The 22,463-nt window shown below is 41.2% G+C and carries 19 protein-coding genes; 1 reads left to right on the top strand and 18 read right to left on the bottom strand.

From position 1 onward, the window contains the following. Positions 1–36: 36 nt before the first annotated feature. The 12 genes from NWF01_03510 to NWF01_03455 form a co-directional block, all read right to left on the bottom strand. A complete protein-coding gene (locus tag NWF01_03510) occupies positions 37–744 on the bottom strand; it encodes a hypothetical protein (protein ID MCW4024086.1) in 708 nt (235 codons plus the stop codon). 25 nt (positions 745–769) lie between these two features. Further along, the gene (locus NWF01_03505) at positions 770–2,086 is read right to left on the bottom strand and encodes a cobalamin-dependent protein (protein MCW4024085.1); all 1,317 of its coding nucleotides are present in this window, start codon (positions 2,084–2,086) and stop codon (positions 770–772) included. 20 nt (positions 2,087–2,106) lie between these two features. Then, a complete protein-coding gene (locus tag NWF01_03500) occupies positions 2,107–3,081 on the bottom strand; it encodes a GNAT family N-acetyltransferase (GenBank protein MCW4024084.1) in 975 nt (324 codons plus the stop codon). Further along, on the bottom strand, positions 3,078–3,770 hold the full coding sequence (locus tag NWF01_03495) for an acetyltransferase (protein ID MCW4024083.1): 693 nt from the start codon (positions 3,768–3,770) through the stop codon (positions 3,078–3,080). Before NWF01_03495 ends, NWF01_03500 begins: the two co-directional genes overlap by 4 nt. Next, complete coding sequence (locus NWF01_03490) at positions 3,754–4,188, bottom strand: FdtA/QdtA family cupin domain-containing protein (protein MCW4024082.1); 435 nt, start codon at positions 4,186–4,188, stop codon at positions 3,754–3,756. Before NWF01_03490 ends, NWF01_03495 begins: the two co-directional genes overlap by 17 nt. Before the next feature lie 125 nt (positions 4,189–4,313). Next, positions 4,314–5,432, bottom strand: coding sequence for a DUF2341 domain-containing protein (locus NWF01_03485; protein MCW4024081.1), 1,119 nt, complete (start codon positions 5,430–5,432; stop codon positions 4,314–4,316). A gap of 223 nt (positions 5,433–5,655) precedes the next feature. Continuing rightward, positions 5,656–6,066, bottom strand: a complete 411-nt coding sequence (locus NWF01_03480) for a hypothetical protein (GenBank protein ID MCW4024080.1) — start codon at positions 6,064–6,066, stop codon at positions 5,656–5,658. After that, positions 6,063–9,245, bottom strand: a complete 3,183-nt coding sequence (locus NWF01_03475; protein MCW4024079.1) for a hypothetical protein — start codon at positions 9,243–9,245, stop codon at positions 6,063–6,065. Before NWF01_03475 ends, NWF01_03480 begins: the two co-directional genes overlap by 4 nt. 84 nt (positions 9,246–9,329) lie before the next feature. Beyond that, complete coding sequence (locus tag NWF01_03470) at positions 9,330–10,406, bottom strand: glycosyltransferase family 2 protein (GenBank protein ID MCW4024078.1); 1,077 nt, start codon at positions 10,404–10,406, stop codon at positions 9,330–9,332. Between the two features lie 20 nt (positions 10,407–10,426). After that, complete coding sequence (locus NWF01_03465) at positions 10,427–12,526, bottom strand: DUF2206 domain-containing protein (protein MCW4024077.1); 2,100 nt, start codon at positions 12,524–12,526, stop codon at positions 10,427–10,429. Between the two features lie 29 nt (positions 12,527–12,555). Then, entirely contained in the window at positions 12,556–13,731 is a 1,176-nt protein-coding gene (locus NWF01_03460) for a glycosyltransferase family 4 protein (GenBank protein MCW4024076.1), read from the bottom strand. Positions 13,732–13,746: 15 nt separating this feature from the next. Further along, positions 13,747–14,859, bottom strand: a complete 1,113-nt coding sequence (locus NWF01_03455; protein MCW4024075.1) for a glycosyltransferase — start codon at positions 14,857–14,859, stop codon at positions 13,747–13,749. Positions 14,860–15,031: 172 nt separating this feature from the next. On the opposite strand from NWF01_03455, the gene NWF01_03450 reads away from it, so the two are divergent. After that, positions 15,032–16,657 (top strand): glycoside hydrolase family 5 protein, encoded by a 1,626-nt coding sequence (locus NWF01_03450; protein ID MCW4024074.1) that lies wholly within the window; start codon positions 15,032–15,034, stop codon positions 16,655–16,657. A 50-nt stretch (positions 16,658–16,707) separates the two neighbouring features. On the opposite strand, the gene NWF01_03445 is transcribed toward NWF01_03450, so the two are convergent. From NWF01_03445 to NWF01_03420, 6 genes are all read right to left on the bottom strand, one after another. After that, positions 16,708–17,394 (bottom strand): DUF1919 domain-containing protein, encoded by a 687-nt coding sequence (locus tag NWF01_03445; protein ID MCW4024073.1) that lies wholly within the window; start codon positions 17,392–17,394, stop codon positions 16,708–16,710. Between the two features lie 29 nt (positions 17,395–17,423). Continuing rightward, on the bottom strand, positions 17,424–18,338 hold the full coding sequence (locus NWF01_03440) for a glycosyltransferase (GenBank protein ID MCW4024072.1): 915 nt from the start codon (positions 18,336–18,338) through the stop codon (positions 17,424–17,426). Then, positions 18,325–19,236 (bottom strand): glycosyltransferase, encoded by a 912-nt coding sequence (locus tag NWF01_03435; GenBank protein MCW4024071.1) that lies wholly within the window; start codon positions 19,234–19,236, stop codon positions 18,325–18,327. Before NWF01_03435 ends, NWF01_03440 begins: the two co-directional genes overlap by 14 nt. A gap of 110 nt (positions 19,237–19,346) precedes the next feature. Next, positions 19,347–20,516 carry a glycosyltransferase gene (locus NWF01_03430; protein ID MCW4024070.1) on the bottom strand — a complete coding sequence of 390 codons (1,170 nt, stop codon included), beginning with the start codon at positions 20,514–20,516 and terminating at the stop codon, positions 19,347–19,349. Beyond that, entirely contained in the window at positions 20,513–21,451 is a 939-nt protein-coding gene (locus NWF01_03425; GenBank protein MCW4024069.1) for a hypothetical protein, read from the bottom strand. The genes NWF01_03430 and NWF01_03425 overlap by 4 nt, the downstream gene beginning before the upstream one ends. Then, entirely contained in the window at positions 21,444–22,445 is a 1,002-nt protein-coding gene (locus tag NWF01_03420) for a Gfo/Idh/MocA family oxidoreductase (protein MCW4024068.1), read from the bottom strand. Before NWF01_03420 ends, NWF01_03425 begins: the two co-directional genes overlap by 8 nt. Between the last annotated feature and the right edge of the window lie 18 nt (positions 22,446–22,463).

Genomic DNA, 22,463 nt, shown 5'->3' with positions numbered 1-22,463 from the left:
GACTAATTGCAGTTTAAGCGCCTAAAAGGTATAAAATTAAGACGAAATTGGTAACTCTCGTCTCCACTTCACTTGACGCATTACAACCTTGGCAGGTATCCCTGCAACAAGTGAGTTTGACGGATAAGTTTTCCCGTTTAGGAGAGACTTTGTTCCGATAATACAGCCATCATTTATCACAGTACCTTTTAGGATACTGCATTCAGGGCAAACCCAAACTCTGTCACCTATTTTAACATCTGACTGCATAGAAGTAGGTTTGCCATCATACTCAACATAGTGCCAGTCACTGTCAGTTATAAAAACATTCCATGAACAACCGAAGTCACTGCCGATTTCTACATGTTTTAAAACCATGATTCGCGTATCACATGAGATACCCGAGTGAAGACCAGCTTTATCGCCGCCAATATACAAAATCCCCTCTTTTTCAACACTGATTTTTACGCCTTTGCCAATCACAAAATTGCCATCAATTTGGAAAGTTGCGTTTTTGCCAAGATAAATTTGGATAAGACTGTTTCCTCCAACGTTAAAATCATAAAATTTGAGGATACCGTTAACTATAAACTTGGCATTTTCTTCTTTGGTAATTTTTATTTTTGTAAGGGGATCTGCAATTATGATTTTTGCGTTTTTGTTGGTGATTTTTTGTTTTATGCGGTACTGTTTAAACCGGATTAAGCCGCCACGAACTGCGTGAGGCGCAATATTTAGCACCCAAAAAAGTTTTGTTTTAAGCAATCAGTGCATGCAACCTCTTAGTGAATTACTTAAAAAGTTGGAGCTTTCTGGCGCGAAGGTAAACATAATTTGCACATCTTACAGGAAAATAGGCAGCACTCATTGGAAAAGGATCATAAAAAGTTGGCTCAATCAAGTCTTGACCGCGACTAATAACTCCGTTTCTTAAAGCAATATTGTAGATTTCAGTGTGTGGGTATATGCGGATGCTGTTTAAGCCGATAAAAGAGATTTGTCTGCGGTTCGTAGCTAAAATCCATGAAAGAAGTTTGTGAAATTCTGTGACGCTTTTTAGGTTTTCGCCTGGAACGTTTCTTAAAAAGTTGAAAATAACCCTTGCTTCCTCAACCTCTCTGATTAACTTGCAAACACGTTTGATATCCTGAACAGCAAGGTCCTTATGCAAAATTTTAAGAGATGACTGAGATGCACCGTCGGGAGAGAACTCAAAGCCGATGCAACCTGACTTTTGGGATTCGATAACAAAGTTTTTGTTGATATAGTTCTCTTTAAACCAAGCACTCCAACGTATGGAGAGTTTTCTTTTCAAGATTTCACGGCAGATTTGGCGGGCGTGATCAAAAGGGTAATTAAATATCGTGTCAGCAAAAAAGAAGTGCTCAATTCCGTAATTGTCAACTATATTTTCTATTTCATCCACTATTTTTTTGGGCGAGCGAACACGAAGACAGTTGCCCTGCAGGTAAGGATAGGTGCAGTAGGCACAGTTAAAAACGCAGCCGCGTCGCGTTTGGATGCCCATTGAATGAGGAATTTTTCGGTAACAATCCAAGTCTAACCCGTGTAGTTCCCTTGGAGGAAATGCTAAACTATCAAAATCAACTGTTCCGTTTTTTCCGCTAAAGTGTATTTTGCCGTTTTTTCGGTAGTAGATGCCTTTAACCCTTTCAGGACAATCCAGGTTATCCAGTAACTGGGGAAATGAGGCTTCGCCTTCCAAAAAGAGACCTAAATCAATATTTTTGCAGCGGTTCATGATTTCGTTTGGGAAAATGGAGAACCCTGTGCCGCCGACCACAATTTTTGCTCCTGAACAGTTTTCACGAGCAGTCTGTAGTAGATACTGAAAACCTTCAAAGAAAGAAACGTTGTCAGAAGACAGCGCGGAATCAATGTTTCGCAGTGATAAACCAATTATGTCAGGGTTGATTTTGGCGATTGCTTTTTTTACAGTTTCAAATGGGGATTCGCTTGTGTTTGGGTCAATAACGGTTACTTCGTGACTTTTTAATGCATCAGCCAAGTAAGCTAAACCCAAAGGGAAAGCAGCAAGCAACCCTGACGTTTTAAGAAGTGGAGTCTGAATTAGAAGAACCTTCACTAAAGTGTCTCTATAACAGTTTATGGCGCAATTACTTCGTAAGTATCATAGGCGACAGCACTCGCACCAAACCCTTCCTTCCGAGAAAGCAAGCCTTCATTTACTTCCTTACCGAAATGAAGTGTTGAGATGCCGAAATCAAAAAATTTTTTCTTATTCCGATAATAATCGTTAATTAAATAATCTTCAATTATGTCCTGTGCGCCGATTCGTCTACCCACATAAGAGTTAGCTGCATACTGACCATGCGCAACGTTTTTGCTTTCAAAAATTATAACACCCGCCACCATTTCATCATGCAAAAAACTACCGAACAGTTTAATGTTATCTGGAAAACGCTTCATCAACAGTGCCAGCTCATCAACAGTATGCACAGGGGTTACGCCGTGTTTTTCCATCAAGATTTCTTGGGCTATTTTCATGAAAGTGTTTATGTCGTAGCTTCTTTTGATTTCAAGATTGTTTTTTCTTGCTTTTCTAATGTTTTCTTTACGGCTTTTATCAAAAGGCACTGTTTGGGTTAGATCAATTGTGGATGAAAGGTTTCGTCCAACCAGTCTTGCTTGATGTCTAAACAAGGCGTACAAGTCTTCTTCTGCGGGAACAACATGATAAATATGTGGTATTGTCTTGTAGAGTATACGGATTATATTTTCGGTTTTGCAATATTCAAGTAGGGCCTCAACTATTTTGAGCATGAGTTTTTGTGTCATATCGTAATTTGAGATTATTCCCCCAAAAGTTAAGCCTCCGTGACTAAACAGTGTCTGCTGCTCCATGTTTGCAGGTAGCACTGCCACTAATTTTTTTCCTTTAAAGAAAAGAAGGGAGTAATCATGGAACCTGCTGGAATGGTAGTCCATGTAGTCACGGTTAAACATGAAAACCCCGTTTTTTGATTTTGAAATAAAATCATTCCATACAATCTTGTATTTACTGCTGTATGGTTGGACAGTTACCTGATTGTTTTTAGGTAAAAGTTCAAGCAGAGTCATATCTGTTCTGCTCCTTCAATAAAAGAAATAACATTTTTATTTGGCACAGGTTTAGCTGGGTTTCCAACATAAACTCTACCCGCTTCAGCATCTTTAATTATGACCGCTCCTGCACCAACAACGCAGTCACCGCCAATCTTCACGCCTCCGACAACACAGCTGTTAACGCCAAAAAAACAGTTCTCACCAACATCAACAAAACCCGAAACCGCAACCTGAGACGCCAGAAAACAGTTTTGCCCAATCGATGATCGATGTCCAATAGAACTGGAACACCAAATGATAGTGTTATCACCGATTTGGGCGCCTCGTTGAACCACGACATTTTCAAAAATAAAGCAGTTCTGACCGATTTTGGAGTTTTCTGCAATGAAGGTTTTTGGGCTGATGTAGCTACAGGGTAAGTACCCTTTAGCTTTTACTTGGTTTAGAAGACGGGTTCTTAATCGGTTTAGTCCAGTGTAGGAAACGGCAACAAATACGCGGTGCTTATTGGGGTCAAAATGTTTTTCGATTTGTTCCAGCGGCACCACAGGAACTCCGTGCTGAGTTTTGTTTGTTATGTATGCTTCTTCAACGCTAAAGCCTTCAACTTTGAAAGGTGAGTCACGTGTAAAATATTCGTAGGCGAGTTCAGCGGTTTCTCCAACACCGATAATTACAAGTTTTTGCTTACCGCCATACCCCATCTTGCATCATCCTTTTAAAAACAGTGTAATTTCTGATATAATCTTCCTCATCGTATATCTGGGAAACAAGGGATAAAGCCACAGAGTTAGAGGAGAAATTTTCCAGTTCCCTCCATATGCCTGGAGGAATATATAAACCGTAATGAGGTCGATTTAAAAAGAAATTCCGGCGACTAGTTCCATCATCCAACACAACGTCAAAGCTTCCGCTTAATGCAATTACCATTTGCTCAAGGGTCTTGTGAGCGTGACCACCTCTGGTTGCACCGCTGGGAACATCATACAAGTAGTAGACTCTTTTAATCTCAAAGGGAATTTGGTTGTGCTCTTCGATAAAAGACAAGTTCCCCCGAAAGTCAGTTATTTTGGGAAAATTAACAATTTTACATTTAGAAATATTGCATTTTTCAACAAGCAAAGAAGCTCACTTCAAAAAGTATTTTTTTTAAATTGCTGTAAACCAAAAATAGGTATCAATTAACCTAAAAAAACCAAAAGAACGTTTTAACTGTTTACTTCTTGTGTTATTCACAAGTTACCGACCTATCCGTTAATGGTTTGTTGGTTTCCCCATGTACCCGATGATGGCTCAAGGTCTATGCACTTTCGGATCAGAATCCAATCTAAAGAAGTAACTGCCGTCTGGTCATGTGCAGAGTTATCAACTGCAAACATTGCTCGCAGGTTAACTGTTGGAATGTTAGTATCTATTGAACCTTCTAAGACATTATCGCGATAAAAATTAACTACTGAATTGCCGCTGCGTTGAATTTCAAACGTGTAATAGACTCCTGGTTCGGGGGTGTTATCTGATTGGTCGATTCTTGTTAAATTAGACTCAGTTTTTATACGCCAAGTCCACGTGAAATTGGTTGTTTCTTGACTCTCAGTAATAAAGTTTGGCAGGTCTTCAAGAACTGTCAAACCTTTGTCAGTGCCCTCTTCAGTTATTAGTACAGTAGTGAACGGCGTTCCGTCACCGAATCCGTGATGAGTCCATCTGCAAAAGGCCTGATTATAAATAACTGAGCTATATCTGATTGCATAATTCACGCCAAAGTCTTCAGTGCCCCGTATGTATGCCCAGCCGTTGTCACCCCACTTTGTTGTCAATGTGCAGATGCCATCATTTAGGGAAATGTCACCTGATCCCACAGTTTCCCATTTTTCAGTGTTAATGTTTGAATCAGAAAAATCATCTGCAAAGGGAAAGGTGGAATCTATGTCGCTTGCGCTATTTACGAAGTTGTTGCCGTAGTAAACGTAAATCATTTGGTCAGTATCCAAGTTATCGTTGATTTTAACCCAAAAAATTGCAGATTTACCATCTGTTTTGGATTCCATCCAGTAGCTTAGAAGTGTTGCTCCGTCATCGTCGGTGAATCGGATGTCGTTGAAGTTACTTTGACATTTTTCATCTAAGTAAAATGTGTTGTCCTGGTTTTGACCGCTTTGGTAATTGGCAATTAGTTTTATTTGGTAATCATTTCCTGCCCCTTGTGACCCTGTTATGTTGTGGCTCATTCGGTAGGTCCAGCCGTTTAGCCAATCTTCTCGAGTAGGTTTTTCAGAAATGGGTATCACATTTAATGCAACAACAGAAGTCACAATTATTATTGCTAAAACAAAAAAAGCGATCAATAATTTTATTTTGAATTCCATAAATTCTTCTCCTGAAAAAAATTTTTAAAAACAGAATGATTATACTAAGGTGAAAGTTCTATATTTACATTACTTTTCAAAAAAATTTAAAAAATAGGGTGTACGCTGTGCATAATTTGTACTAAAAACACGCATTTTAAAGAAAAAAATGCAAAAACGTGAAATAAAAAATAGTCTAGGAAAATAAACTCTGGAGTCAGAATTAGATAAAAATCAACCGTGATCATTCGATAGTCAAGGTTGAAGCCCAATTATACTCTTGCGCAAGAGCACCAGACGGCACTGTAAGCACCACATTACCAGTCACTGCACCAAAAGCATCAATAGTCGTGCTGTTAAGTGAAAGCGAAATAGTCCAGCCTGTAGGTGCGCCAGCTATAGTTGGCGTAAGCTCTGTGTTTACATTACTTGTTATGTTAATTGGCAAATAGTTATCGCCAAAGTGAACAGTGCCCCATGGGATAGTGGTTCCGTTGGTCCATTGCTGTTCAGCAATAAACACTGTGACGTCTCCTTGCTGACCAACTGTTGCTGACATGTTAATGTTTAAAAGATAAACAATCAAACCAGAAATTACTATCACAACAGTTAGAGCAAGAACTGAAAATAAAAGCAGAATCGATTTCTTTTTCATTTGCTTTCACCTCCTTTCCTGACAGATTTTGTAATATCATTACTGTCCTGCAAAGTGGCAGTCATATTACCATTAAAAACAAAGCGAAGAGAAGGAAAAGGCGGCGGTGTCGGGGTTGGTTCAGAGCCATCTACACTTGTTGTAAGAACAAAATTTTGGTTTGCCACCACTACATGGGTTCCATTACTTACCTGCACGTTCCAAACGTACGTTCCGTTCTCAGAGAAAGTGTAGGAGAAAAAGTTTGCTTCCCCATTTATCACAGCCGATTGGTTACTTTGCACTAGTGAACCATTCACAAACAAGCTAGCACTTACAATATCTGCGTTTTGCCATGTTGGCGTATAAACAAAGTTACAGGCATAAGTATGAATTGTGCTTAAGTTCACAGGCTGATTTAAAATAATCAGTGAATCAAATACTTCTTCAGGCCCAATAAAAGACAAACCAACTTTGATATTGTCAAAATAAACAGTTACCGGTGCATAAGAAGACAGTATACCAGTAAATATTGCATTACTGTTTCCAAAGTTAGGTGCAGAAGCTGAAACTGCGATGGCATTGTTTACCCAAAGTTGATTTAGCCCATTGGTTGTATCTCTGCACATTTCAAGGTAATAGTAAATGTCTACTTGGGGGTCACTGGGTGTGGATTCCTCTACCATATACTGGACACCGTTAACAGTACTAAGTAATCCCCAGTAACAGTGCCCACTGTTGTTGTATATGTATGCGGTGACTGCATTGTTTGGGTCTTCGTATGCGATGCCGTTTAAGTACGTGTAGCCGCCTGATGAGGGCAGGTTGCCAACTTTGATGTATTGCCGATAATAAAGCACAGGGGAACCGCTGACGGATTTGGTGGCCCAGCAGTCTAACCCGTCAGATATAAATTTGGCATTCCATGAACCCTGATAAGGATTGTTTGTTTCAACTGTAAGGGTGGAGGTACCTGATGCGCCTGTGTCATCCCATGCATCGAAGTCACCTGATTCAAAACCGTCACTAAACAGATATGGATATTCTGTTGCTTGATCCCATGTGTATTGTGGGTAAATGCAAAACCCGTTTATGGGAACACCATTTAAAATAATGTTGCAGTATAATAGACCATCTTTGAAGTTGCTTGCCCCTGAGGTTCCATCATAAGCCATTGGTGCTTGGAGGTCTTCTTGAAGAAGCCAAGTTTCACCGTCGTCAATACTGTAGTAAATTCCTGCAGTTCGAGGCTGGGATTCATGCCCACAAAACCCCGCATATAAAATATCGTCCAAATCGTCTTGGCGAATCCAGAAACAGTACGACAGAGAGTTTGTGTCAAAAACTTTTGTAGCCGTTAAATCGTCAGTTGTCTTGTATATTTGACCGTTACTCCAGTCAGTACCAAAAAATCTTGCATCCTCACTAAAACCTATAGATACCATTTGAGGCAACGAGGGCAAAATTTTTGTCCAGTTCGCGCCGCCATCAGTGGAGCGTATAATGTAGGCGCTGTTCCAGGGTACCATGTTATCCCCGATTACTGCATAGAGATAGTTGGTGTACCTGTCAACTTTTACGTCGTGCACATGTCTGGCAACTGGGTCATAATAGATTACTGACCAGGTGGCGCCGTTATTGCTTGTTTTGTAGATTTTTGCATCCGATAAACTGCCCATGGTGTATACCCCTGCGTAAACGTTGCCATCGTTGTCTTCGTCAATGTTGAAGATAAATTCATAGATACTAAGGGTCTGAGTTCTCTCCCAAGTTTGCCCCTGGTCAGTGCTTCTCCAAATCCCCGCGACTGAAGGGTCAATGTCAAGTCCAATTCGTCCAGCTGGAGAAAAGTAAATTGTGCCATTTGAATCAACAAAAAGACCAGACAGTTGGGTTGCAAGAGGAATTGTAACCATTGCTGAGGACCAAGTTTGCCCATAGTCAGTACTGTTGTAGAGGCTGTTGTCAACTGAGGCATAGAGGGTTCCGTCTTGGGCAATCCATGCGCCTGCAATGTTTTGGGTCATTGTTATGGGAACATTTTTTATAACAAAGTTTTGGTCAGTGTCAGTTGAACTAAAAATTGTGTAGTTGGAGTTGCTGGTGAGGATGTTTGTGTAGTTTTGGGCTACTGTGAGCTGTTGGCTTTTTATGACTTTCCAAGTTGTGCCGTTTGTGCTTGCAATTATCTGACTGGTTCCTGCTTGATACTGAACGGTTGAGCTGAAAAGCATTGTTTGGTTAAGTTTTGTTGCGGAGAGCACTGGGAAATTGCAGGTTAAAGGGAAAGTGTAAACGGTTGCAGGTGTAAAGGGGCTGTCTGAGCCGTCATCGTTAAAGCTGTCTATCCAGTTTGGCTTAAGAGGCTGGCTACTTCCCAAATATACATGGTCGCCTGAAAATAGAATTGCCGTGTAAATTGTGTTGCCGTATGTTTGCAGTTCAGTAGGGCGGTTGATAACTGTGGTCCATGTGGTGCCGTTGTCTTTGCTTCGAAAAACTCTTTCACATTGGCTATTGTTTACGTCTGGTGTATATTCGCTTGTGATTGCGTATAGGTAATTGTTTTGAGGGTTGACTTTTATGTTGTTTATACTTGCAGCAGCAAACTCGGCAGTTTTGGTCCAGGTAGCACCGTTATCGGTGCTTTTTAGTACTGCAGGTTTTTCGGGGTACGCGCTTTTGCCGTAGGTTGCTGTGTATAGTGTTCCGTTTGTGCCTTCGGTTACTGCTGAAAAGAAGCCATCCTTTTGAGTTCCGTTAGTGTTTAAGACAACGTTGAAGCTGGCTCCAAAGTTACTACTTCTGTAAAGCTTGTTTGTTGAGGGCACAGATACAAAAAGGTTATTTTTTGAGTTAATAAAAAGTGTCCAAACTATGCCTGCTCGGTCACTTTGAGGGTTTACTTCTGGGGGAATTGTGTAGATCTTGCGAAAAGAGAGTCCGTCATCGTCGCTTCTGTAGATGGTGTAGTTGTAGTCTCCCGCGAATAGGGTGCCGTTTTCTGTGTATGCTGAAGCAGCCATTTGGCTTGGAAAGCTGGATAGAGGTTTTACTTGTAGGTCTAATTGCTGCTCAGTTGATGAAGCACTAAAGGTTAGTTCGACAAGAGATGCTGAAAAGAGAAGAAGTAAAACAAGTATGATTGTGAATGTTTTTTTGATAGAAAAAGTGGCAGAAGTGAGAACATTAAATTGCATAAGAATCCACTCACTAAAAGCTTAACCCGCAAAAAGGCAAGCGTTAGATGTTTGTAGATTCTCTGCGAAGAATATTAATGTTCTCTATTTGAAAACCAGCTTTTTTTCATAGATTTCAAATTCAGATTTAAAATATTCGTTAGCTCGTTTAGTTGGTGCAATATAGAGTGCTGATGGAAGACTAATTCGAATCATTTTATCCTTCAATATTTTAGGCGGCACCTTGTTTCTGGACCAATAATAAAGCCGACCACCCCACAAGTAACCAAACCGCTTTATACTCCAAACCAAAGCCTGAAAAAAACCCAAAGGCAAAGCCAAATTTTTCTCTTTCAAAGAAAAAAAGGAACCCAAAACCATTGAAAGTACATTAACAAAAACTGCTTTCACTAACTCACTTTTCTTATAATAAATGTTAAAAATTAAGCAAAATCTGGCCTTAACCAAGTTATAATTTACCAGTTGCGTCGTCCATGCGCTTGTTGCGCCGCCAATATGCCTGATTTTGGAGTTTGAAACCGTCACAACACGTTTGTTTACCAACCACATTTTAAAAGACAAAAGTGTGTCATCGTAAAAGAAAGGCATTGAAGCATCAAACAAGCCCATTTTCTCGATTAATCCACGTTTAGTCATCATTGAAGCGCCAGAAGCCACAGAAACCTCAAAAGTTGGCTTAAACCCTGAAATGCTATGCCAGTTCTGTAGCAAACCCGACATTCGCAGCAAGTAGTTGCTGTAAATCCAGCCACCCTGCTGAATTTTTTCACCATCAATATTGTAAATTATGCTTTGGGCTAATCCGATAGTCTCATCTTCCTTCATGGCATCATAAAGGGTGCTCAGCCAATCCGGGTCAACTATAGTATCATTGTTTAGGAAAGTAACGTATTCTCCTTTGGAGAAGGAGTAGCCGATGTTGTTGCCGCCGCTAAATCCAAGGTTATCAGAGTTTTCGATGATTTTTAGACTGGTGTTTTTTCCGAATTTTTTCTTGATGTTTTTTAGGCTATTGTCGGTCGAGGCGTTATCCACAAGGATAATTTCAAAGTTGGGGTAGCTTGTTTTCAGAACAGAGTCTATGCAGTTATCCAGATAGTTTTTCCCGTTATAGTTTAGAATAATCACTGAAATTAATGGCGTTGAAGCATTTTTAAGCAAAATCTCAAGCCTGCATAATACTATTTAGGAACATAGAAAACTTGGCTTTCCCCGTTAGAGTAGATAACGTTTGATTTATCTAAAACTTCTGAAAAAATAGGAAGATTCCCCGAATTCATGGTTACCGAAGAAAAATAAACATATTCTCCAGGCGTAAGTACGGTGTAATTGGTGATTGGCGTGATGTACCCACGGTAAATTTGTCCGTAAGGTGTAAGCGTAGAATAGAGCCCACTGTCCGCCACCATATTATATTCGTATGCTGTTTGGTTTGAAACCCACTGTGCACTATAAACACCTGCAGAATTAACCCAGCCAAAATCACCATATAACTGCACAGGATCCATTCTGTCTTTACTTAGAGAAAGAGACCAACTTTGGGTTCCAGCTATTTCATAAACAACATTACTTTGAAACAGGAAATATGGCACTAAAACTGCAACTATAAGCAAAGAAACCACAAGTTCCTTTTCATGCCTTGTCAGGAGTTTAACAATTGCCCATGCACCTATAATGCAAAAGGGAGCGAGCACCATTAGCAGGAGATGGTAGAAGCGGGTCATGTTTAATGTGTTAGCCAAACCTGGGATAATCGTTAATGAAACCAGAAAACCCGCAGCGATTAAACTATAAACTTTGTAGTCTCGTTCAAAAACAAAGCGGGTTTTATTTTGAAGAAGGGCAATTATTCCAGTTACAATGAAGATTTCTGTAACGTAAGCAAACATTCGGCTTATTGTGTTTAAGAAAGAAGGCGACTCCGTTAAGCCCATACCCGTAAGAACAGTGGTGCCGCGAGACATGGGGTCAAAGAAGTCTCCAAATTGGCTTCCCACGTAACTCGCAAACTCGATAAAACTATCAAAAACCACGGCGCCTGAAGTGTAAATGTACCAGCCAAACATTGCAGCAAAGAAAAAAACAAGCATACTGACCTTCAAATTAACACTTGGTCGCTTAATGATGAAAACAGAGGTTATCCACGCGGCGACTATGAATAAGATGAAGATTTCTGCAAGGGCATAATGCGAAAAAATTAAACCTAAACTAAAAACGGCAAAGCTTACAAACCGAACTTTTGGACTAATTTTTTTACTTAACAAAACGAAAAGCAGTAAAGCAAAAAATAATTCACCGATGATTTGGCGATTCAACGCTAACATTTCAGTGTAAAATGTTGACTGCGCCATGAACAGAAAAGCTGCAAAGAAAGCAAATTTTTTATCCAGAAAAGAGCCCCAAATCAGAAACAACGCAACAGGTATTAAAGCGAAGATTATGGGGTAAACTATTTTGTATACCATATCAGGGTTGAGTCCAGCAACATTTGCATAAGTTGTTGGCAGAATTGTGATGCTTAGCATCGCATTGTATCTACCTAAGGATTGGTCTGTGGATACTATCGACTGCATAGACCACTGCCCATTTGCCAGAGTCTCCTTGAGAACGTATGTTTCAACGCTGGAGTCTCCTCCGTAGGATTGAATATACCCTGAAAGAAGAGAGAACTGAAACAGAAGCGCCAATGCAATCATAAAAATTGCAAAGGGGTAAATTTTACGCATTACTTTGCCATTAACAAATGCTGTACAGGCAACGATCATAGCTACGGACAGAAACATTATGATTAAAAGGAAATTTTGGTTGTAGGCATTGATTAAGTAGGTTCCTGCAATGCTTAAGGCAGGTAATACTGCAAAAAGCACCATTAAAGGATGGAAAAAGGTTTCAGTTGGTTGCTGCGCAGGGATAGTTTTTTCCTGAAAACGGTAGGCTACTGCTGCACCTACAAGAACAAGTGTATTTATGAAAATTGAAAGCGGAAAGCTTGCAATTGGTGAGGCAATGCCAAGTTGTACACCTATCTCGTTAAGAACAAGCCCCGCCAACATTATGAAAGCAAGGCTAAAGCCAACCGACAGCACGGTGAACTCGGCGATGCTGAGTTTTTTGATATTTAGTAATTTGACGAAAACGATGCCGGGAACAAAAGTCAAATAGCCGATGCCTACAACTTGGCGGACAAGTGGAAAATCAAAGAAAAACGTAACGTACAAAACCGCCTGCAAAATAAGCAGGATGCCGATGAAATTTTTAAATAAAAAATCCTGATTAGGCATATTCAATATTTGTTCACTTCAGTAAAAACCTACTTCTTTGCTACGGACTCGTAAATATCCGCGATTTTAGGCGCAACCGTTCCAATGTCATATTCTCTTACGGTTCGCTTACCGTTAGCAGCTAATCTTTCACGGAGGGGTTTATCCTCAATTAGACGGATGATTGCTGCCGTGAGCGCGTTAACATTTTGTGGTGTGAAAAGTAAGCCGTTATAGCCATCCTTTATTGTTTCCTTCATTACTCCAAAGTTGGGTGCTACCACAACAAGACCAGCAGACCACGCTTCAAGTGATGCAATGTACCCAAAATTGCTTGCCAAAAAAATGTCGCTGTTCCAAAGAAACTTTCGCACATCTGTCTGCTTACCAAAAAAAACCACACTATCTTTAAGATTCAAATCCCTGACAAGTTTTTGGGTTTTCTCAAACAGGGAACCTGAACCTACAATATGCAGTTTAGTGTTTGGAAACTGTTTATTGACTCTTCGGAAAGCCTCAACTATAAGCTCAGGATGCTGCAAAACCTCCAACCGGCTAACAAAAATCAGGGTCAAATCGTGAGGTTGCACAGTTTTTGGCTTTGCGAATTTTTTGGTATCAACAAAATTTCGAATTAGGAAACTTTTTTCTTCAAACCCAAGAATACGCAAACCATCTAATACCTCTTGGGAATATGTAGTTATTGCTGCCACGTCATTTTTTAAGAATTTTTGCAGATAGGGGTGTTCAAGAGGCATTCCACCGAATGCGACGTCACCGATGAATCCGCCATGCAATGTAACAACCAGTGGCTTATTAAAGCATAAACCAAGATAACGACTGATACTAGCGTAGTCTAAATCGTTCCATAAACCGTGAACATGGAAAAGGTCTATTGGATTGGCAAAGTCTAGATGGACAGCTTGGTTGCATTGGCTGATTAGTTTTATTTTCCAAAGAAATCTGGGTGTGCGTTTTGTGGCATAATAAACTGCGCCGTTAATAACATCGATTGGTTGGGGTCCAAGACGGTAAACTTTAAGGTAGCCTGTATCTTCAAACTTTGGGATTTTCTTTGTGAAATTGAGGAATTTGGATTGGTCAGTGATGAGTGAAAATTCTATTTGCCTGTTTTTTGCAAGGTACTGGGTTAAGCTTAGTAGGTAACGTTCCACGCCACCTGCAATAGTAGGGTAGAACTTGTCCCAAATATGACAAACACGCAAGTACAAATTCACCCGTTAAAAAAACCGTGACATTAAATCCAAAAACCGAACAGAAAAATTCTCCAAAGAAAACTTTTGCGCCAACTCTTTCACATACAGACTTTCCCACTCAGACCAACCGCTGATTGCAGAATCTATTTTTTCAGCAGCCTGCTGCCGTGTCTCATAGCGGTACTGTACAGGTGCAATCTCCACCATGCCTCCAGAATTATGAACAAGCGGAATGCAACCTAATGCCATTGCTTCAACAATAGAAATCCCAAAATGCTCCCCAACCATTGTATGCAAGTAAACCTTTGCCCTCTTGAGCAAATCAAATTTTTGCTGAGCTGAAGCATCAGGATAAAATTTTACTCGATTTTCCAGATCCATTTGCTTGACCATTTTTTGAAGCTCAAACAATGTTTCACTGCTGTACACGCGCCCTATTATTGCAAAGTTTATGTCTTTTCGGGTTTTAGCTGCAATTTGGGGGATGCGCTCAAGCATTTTGGCTGGTGCAAACCGTGAAGTTGTAACCACAAGGTTTTCCTTAGGATTCTTGAGGGTTGTTTTGCCTATCTTGGATATTACTGATGAAAAAGGCGGGTAAAGAACTTCCACTGGCTTGTTTTGGTATTTTTTGATTTCCCCAGCGGTGTAGTGGCTGTTTGCCAAAATCAGTTTGTCGTCAAAACTGGTCAAATTTTTTTCTAAGAACACATGAGGTAACGCGCCAACTGGCAATAAGTGAGGATTTTCAAGATATGGAAATGTTGTACGATAAAAGTCCTTGTTTAGGAAGGGGTAATGGATGTAGCTGACTTGTGCCCATGGAAATACGCAGTTTGAGAACACGTCAATTAGCAGGTTACATTTTGATTTTGCAAGGATTGACTGAAGGATTGTTTGATAAAATCCCGCTAATGCCCAAGGTTTAAAATTTGAAGTCTGCTTTACTGCTTCAATGGCTGGGTTGAGGCTTTCTCCAAAATAGTTCTTGACTTCTTTGGGGTCAACTTGGCTGGATGAAAACAGGGTTACGTTCTGATTATTTTCTGCTAAAGCGTTTGCGATGGCAACTGCAACGTATTCGCCTCCACCGTAAACGTTCAAAGTTGGACAGAACACACCGATTTTTTGGGGCATCAGTTTGTCGCCTGTAAAAACGGTTAAACGTTAAATGGATTCGTAAAAATTGCAAAATTGGCTTCGCAAAAAGCACAATATAGTTTTCAACTTGCGTTAATGGTCTTTTCAAAAACCTATAAAATAGTTACAACCCAGTTCAAATTTTGAAAATTTAGAAGAGAGAGGGATAATGAAAATATCATACATACGGAACAGAGTAAATCTCCTAAGCCACCGAAAACTCGCCAAAACCACTGCAATTTGCCTGGTTGCAATCTTTGCAATCAGCATGTTTGCAGTTTTCAATGCAACCCCTGTTAAAGCAGCAACAACGTCAGCACTGCACACTCAAGGCGATCAGATTCTTGATGCCAACGGAAACCCAGTTTATCTGCGTGGCATGGGAGTCGCCGGTTTTGCACCCAACCTAATATTTTGGGGACAAGGCCAAAGTGACTCTTGGGCTGCACAATGGAACTATAATCCAACTTCTGTGATGGATCAAACGTTCTCTGCGATGCAGTCACAGTGGCACGTTAACATGATACGCGTGTTCGTTTACCCAAGCTGGTACTACCGAGACAACATAATTCCACAACAGGAAGACCCTAACTATGGAACAACACCAATCAGCACCAAAGAATACCTACAAACACTTTGCAAAGAAGCAGACAAATACGGAATATACGTCGACATTGTACCTTACATGATGACGCCGCCTGCAAGCTCATCTGCCAGTGATCCATACGCAACTGAAAACTTTGGCTGGCAAGGAATGCCAATGTGCACATGGGATTCTGCTGCGCAAAGATTCCTCAACGATGCAGGATACGGCAACAATGAACAGGCATTCTGGCAATGGTTCTGGTCTGACATGGCCATAACCCTCAAAGACTGCCCAAACGCTATCTTTGAAGCATGGAACGAACCCAACCTAGGCTCAGACGTTGACGCTATCCCATCAGGATACATGACCTATCTGCAGACAATGTACAATGCAATCCGCGGAACAGGCTCAAACCACCTAATCATGATGCAGTGGCACGTGGGCTGGTTCCCTAACGGTTACGGTAACAACCTCAGCTTTGCCTCACAAATCAACAATGCAATCCACCCAACAAACATGGTGTACACAACACACTTCTACTATTACGCGCCATCTGACCTAACATCATACTGGGCAACAGACTACAACACAATCAAATCACAAATACAAACAGGCATTAACAGCATGGGTGTAAATGCACCACTTGTTATCAACGAAGAAGGCTCATGCCTTGTTTGTAGCACCAACAAAAACGCTGACTACACATGGTGGGGAAATCTGCTCAAAGCTCAACGTGACCTCAACATTGGTGCTTGTGCATATTATTGGCTAAGCGATTCAGGCTTAGGTCCTGCATATTCAGGAGAAACAATGCTAAGCAGCGGTTATTCACCAAACGAGATGGGTACAAGATTCATCAATGCTTATGTTCCGACTACCACAACCAACCCGACAACTCCGACGCCAACAGCTACACCAACACCAACCGCGACTCCAACTCCAACGGCAACCCCAACACCAACTCCTACTCCTACACCTGTAACACCGACACCCACACCTACAACTACACCAACAGAGACTTCGACACCGACAACCCCAACGCCAACACCTTCAAATTCATGGTGGTGGAACCCACGACCAACAACTACGCCGACAGAATCAACAAATCCAGTGTTTCCGACATTCAGACCATACCACCAGCCACTAACATTATTCCGGTTTAATCCCTGGAATAGTTTCTGGTGGTCACCTTTCAGCTGGTTCTTTTAAGACCAGCGTTCAAGTGGGATGAGCAAAGCTCTCCTTACTCCCTTTTTTGTTTAAATCTTCTTAAAGTTCGGCTCGCCGTTAAGCCATTTAACTAAGTCAAGATATTTTTCATATTTGCGGTTTCTTGTCATGTCAGAAACAACTGGTGAATCTAGGCATTCACGAATAAAAACTGTGGTTTTATTGCTGCGTGGTTTTGAAGAGAAGAAAATCTTATTTTTGTAGGGCATTTTTTCAAATCTTTCAAGGTATTCCTCATTGAACTCGTCACCATCAGAAAAAAGCACAAACAGGTTGTTTAGATTTAGTCGTTTGACTCGTCGTGTCCACTTTTCCTTTGCTTCCTGTTCACTTCTGTAATGCATAAAATGTATTTCTATATCATAGAGCACGCCTATTGGAAATGTTTCATTCATGCCCTCACAGAAGCTGTGAGCCATTTTATGCTCTGTTTCTTTCTTGAACGTCAATGGCTGTTTTAGATACCAGATGAGGTTTTCAAGAAGTTTCAGGTAATCCTTTGGATAAATGTAGGTCCAAATGGTTGGTGTGTTGTATTGCAAGCCGAATTTGTGGTATATGCCGCCTGTGAAACAGTTATTACCGATGATTGAGAAAGTTTTGTTTTTCAGTTTGGAACATGGAATCCATGAAAAAAATCTATCGATAAAATTCCATTTCACATTTGTTTCTACAGCATTAACGTTAATGCCTTTTATGAAAGCCTTGAGGTCCATGCTTTCACATAAAAACAGTATGTTTGCTGTTAATTATGTTCGAGTTGTCCCTTCATGAAGCCACAAGTCCAAGCTACCTGCTTAAACCCGTAATGCAGAGGTAAAAGAAAAACCTGTTTTTGATGCAAAAACCTGTAAGCAGGAAACGAATAAAGAAGCCCCGTTACCAGCCCAGCTAAGGGAGACATGCGGGGAAGCGAAAACGCATCTTTTGTCTGCTGAAAGCTTCTCTGACAACCAAACCCGTACCAAAAATACTTACGCCAAAGCTGTGTGGGACTTGATAAGCCACCGTGAAATTCATAAAACTCCGCGGAATTAGCCACAATCTCCCAGCCCGCACGTTTGATTCGCAAAATCAAGTCAGTGTCTTCGCCTGCACCCTTAATCTGCTCGTCAAACCCGCCGACCTGCCGCACCGCATTAATCCTAAATGCTGTTCCACCGGTCCCGATTAGCTTGTCTGATTTCCAAACAAAACTTTTGGGTTTGCCAAAGCTTTTTTGGTTCACAATGTGGGGGATTACTTCAAGATTTAGGATGGGGTTACGGGGGATGCTTCGGAAGACACCCGCGGTTATGCCAACTTTGGGGTTTTTGCGCATCACTTCAACTTGTGCGTTCACATAATTGGGAGTTAGGATTTCGTCGGCATCCACAAAAAGGAGAAACTCGCCGTCAGCATTATCCACAATCAGGTTTCTTGCATGACCTAACCCTTTCCAGTTGGACCTCAACGTTTTGGCTCTGTCGCCCAGCAGGTTGCTGTATTGTTGGATTATTTGTGGGGTGTGGTCTTGGCTGTCATCGTCGACTATTATGATTTGGATTTGTTGGGCGGGGTAGGTTTGGTTTAGGATGCTGTTTAACGCGGCTGGAAGCATGTCTTGCCCGTTTCGCACGCAGACGCCAACTGTTACAAGAGGGGAATTATTTGAGTTCATGTCCGTAGCCTTTTAGATGCGCACTAAAGAAGCCAACAAACCAAGCTAACCTCTTGTAAGTATAATGAATAGGCAACAAGCAAGAGAACTTTTTGTGAGTAAGCAAATACGCGCAGGGAGACCGCATAGTCCCCGCGATGAACCCAGCCATAGGCGTCATTTTTAGGGGATTAATCGTATTTGGGTCTTTATGAAAAATAAAATGGGCGCCTCGTCCATACCATACATACTGGTGCCATAGTGACTGCCAAGTTGCCCTTGTAGATTCTGTGAAAGCTTCATTGGTTTCTGCAATCTTCCAACCATTAGCTCTGACGCGGTAAGCCATTTCTGTGTCTTCAGCTGCGCCTTTTATGCGTGTATCAAATCCACCTACAGCGCGGACAGCTTTCACTCGGTAAATTGCTCCTTCAGCACCAGGCAAATAACCGAATTTTTCAGAGTTTTTTTTATGACCATAAACCGAGTCCACAGCATAAACGATGTTTTCTAGGTCAGCTGCGAGACCATGCCCAATGTGAACGTTATATTTTCCTGCAGCAAGTCCTACATCAGGGTGTTGCTCCATAAAAGAAATCTGGTTCTCAAGATAGCTGGGCGTAAGAATCATGTCTGCATCCAGCCAGATTATGTATTTTCCAGTGGCGTGTTTAACCACCATTTGCCGCGCGATTCCTAAGCCGCCGTTCTCCTGAAAAATGGTTAATCTACCAAAATTTCGACGCAAGCTACTCTGGATTAGCTGCAAGGTGCCGTCGTTGCTGTTTCCGTCAACCACAATTAACTCAACGTTTTCAGCTGGAAAAGTTTGGCAGCAAAGACTTTCAATGGCTCTTTTTATCAGAGGGGCACCATTTTTAACACATACACCAACGGTTACCACGAAGTCTTCATCCAAAAAATTCAACTCAGAAATATAATTGGAGTTACACAGAAGCGGAAATATCATAAAAAAACCTCAAGGTTGTTTACTTTTTTTGCTATTCAGGAGGCTTATGGCCACGCGAGTTAGATGAGTTGGTTTTCCCTTAGTAGCTTCTCAGTTAGCACTGAACGTGATTCCTGCACAGGTTTCCAAAGTTTAATCTGGCGGTTACCAAAAAAAGAAAACAACGAAGCAAACAAAATCAGGTTATTCTGCAACAACTCAAAAGCTGTAACACGGGTTTTTTTGACAGCAAAAACGCCAAAAAGAAGCACCATCAAAACAGCAGCAAGCCAAGGGTACACTACCATAACAGCCACAGATAAAACCGCCAACAAAACAAGCAAAACAGGATTAAAAATGTGCAAAACAATCTCTGGAACCGCAATCCGCTTGGGCATAGCAAGTTTGCCGTGAATCAGCAAGTTTAGGCATCTTGCCCATAGATGCTGAAGGTGGCTGGCGCGGCGCAGTTTTATGGCAACTTTGTGTTTCCATTTTGTTGGACTAAGTGTAAAGAAGCCGATTTCAGGAATCAACAATGCACGCTGATTTGCCTGCACAATATCTAGTGCGGTTCCTGAATCATCAGTTGCATGATTAAACTCTTCCAGCGCACTTCGTTTATACGCTGCAAAACCGCCTTGGAAAAAGATGGTTGAGTGTAGTTTTGATTCGCCGATGCGAACGGATTGGATGTTGCTGTCGTAGAATTGCTCGCCAAGTGTAACCCATGAATCTTTGGGATTCAATAGCAGTTCCCGCGCAGTTATGGCACCCACTGTTGGGTCAGACAGGTACGAGATTGCTTTAGTGAGTATGTCGCTTGGCCAGAAACAGTCCACATCAGAAATAATTACAATATCTGAGTTTATGGTTTTTAAGGCATTGTTTAGGCAGCCTGTTTTTCCCATGTGCACTTTGCTGTCGAAAATCTTGATTTTTTGGTTGGGGTAATCTTGGATGTAATGGTTTACTTCGGTAAGAGTGTTGTCTGTTGAGGAATCATTGACGATGATAATGTCCATTTTGTCTTTTGGATAATTGACTTTGCTGATGTTTTCAAGTTTATAACGAATAATTTTTTCCTCATTATGCACAGGAATAAGAATAGTTGTTGAAGGAACATAATCCCTGTCAAGTTTAAGGTTCCAACCAGAAGAAGAACTTCGACGCATGTAAAAGAAATACCCTGCGGGAACACCCAAGAACAAGGCACCAACAGTAACCCATATAGCTAAAAGCCAAATCAAGCTCTCACTTCTTCACCAATAGCAGGTAAAAACACTAAATTATCCGCTCTAAAAGCCCTAAACGTCTGTTTTGCATGTTCCTCTTTTGAAACGCCGATGACAAGTCCACTTAACCCTTTAAGACTCTGCAAGTAACTGAAGGCTTCAGGAGGTTTGAGGTATCCAGCTGCAAGCACACTCATCGCAATAACTTCAGCTTCGCTGGCGCGTTCCAATGCTTCTTCGCAATCGGCTTGGCTTGGGCACATTTGGAAGCCAACCTTGTTAAAAGATGCCGTTATGGTTAACTTGCTAAAATCAATATTCCACTTGCTAAACTTGTTTACTAGGCAGGGGAAATTTCGGGTTTCTAATCCAGGTCGAATCTTGTAGCTTTCAAGAAATGCAATATATGACTTGAACAGTTTCTCCATGTTAAGCGCCAGCGCCATGTCTGTTATGATTTCATGCAGCATAAATGAGTCCAAATGCATGCGGCTGCCCGCAACGGATCGGATGCGTGAGAGTTCGTAGGCAACGTAGGTTTTCATAAGAGCAGACAGGTTAAAACGCAAAATCCCAAAAACATTAAACATCAAAACTTTGATGTTAGAGGAAAAAAGCATGTCCATAGCAAAAGCCTTAGCCAATCCCGATATGCCACCGGCCTGTGTGGATTTACGCACATACTCGTAGGCGTAGGGTGCAATAGCGTGCAAGTGGACATCAAGTTTGCTGGTATCGAGTTTTTGAATTATCTGAAGGGTGGTTTGGTCCACGGAGAACATAAAGCCATCTGCGCCGTTTTCTAAACTGAGACTAACAAGCCTTGTTGCCCAGTCAATTTCGTCTTTATTTTGGTTAATTAGTCGTGCACGTGCTCTTTCCTGTGAAAGATGGCTGATTCCATGGAAGGGATTGTCACCGACCAGAAGTTTTAGTTGGTTTTTAGTCATGAAGTTGACACCTAACTTGTTCAAGCATAAAATCAACTTTTAAGGCACATTTGAAATTTGACTGGCACTGCTGACCTAAAACGACAGCGTCAGTGAAATGCTTGTTTTCACGCCAATACTCGGGACCACCAAGCAAAAAATCCACATTATCATCCATATCCATGCGGTACCATCGAGAAGGCAAAGCACCGTTTAGTTCAAGCTTTACTTGGTCGTCGTTTACGTTTAAGCTGCCTTTTGTACCATTAATTGTTAGTCCAAATTCGGGCATGCGATAGCCGCTTTTTCGCCATGAAACCTCAAAGTCTCCTTCTAACCCGTCAGCACCAACAACCCCAAAGGACACATCATCTAAAGAACCCACGGTTATCCGCGAGTTGACTTTGGCATAGGTTATTTTGAGGTCTCCAAAAAACCAAACAGCAAGATCTACAACATGTGAGCCTAAATCTTCCACCACGCCGCCTCTGGCTTTTGAAACCAAGGAACCTTGGGGTACATCAACAAAATCTGATGAAAACGCGTAGGCTTTAAAGGAAATTAAATCTCCTAAAACTTTCTTGTCAAGGAGCTCTTTTACTTTATTGAAAGTTACTCCGAAACGTTTCATGTAACCAACCATATTAACTCCGCCGAGAGCCTCAGCCATTTTAACCAACTCCAGTGAATGTGCATATTTGCTTGTGAGAGTTTTTTCTACAAACACGTTTTTGGCTAAGTTTTTGGTGTAGATTTGCTTGATTATTGGGTAATGCGAAGGGATAGGTGTAAGAACGTAGATTGCATCAAGATTCAAGTCTGTAAGAGCGTCTAGTCTGTTTGTTACCAGTGTTCCTTGGAAAACGCTTTTTGCCACTGTACGCATAAGCCGACTTTTATCACATAACGCCTCAACATGCACATTAGGCAAAACATTCAGTAAACAAGCGTGCATTATACCCATTTTACCTAATCCGACAACACCAATTTTTTGAATTGCACTATTAACTTCCATACTTATTGCTCCAATTAA

It is taken from the genome of Candidatus Bathyarchaeota archaeon (assembly GCA_026014585.1).
Lineage (GTDB): Archaea > Thermoproteota > Bathyarchaeia > Bathyarchaeales > Bathycorpusculaceae > Bathycorpusculum.
This window is presented reverse-complemented; position numbering and strand designations above follow the sequence as displayed.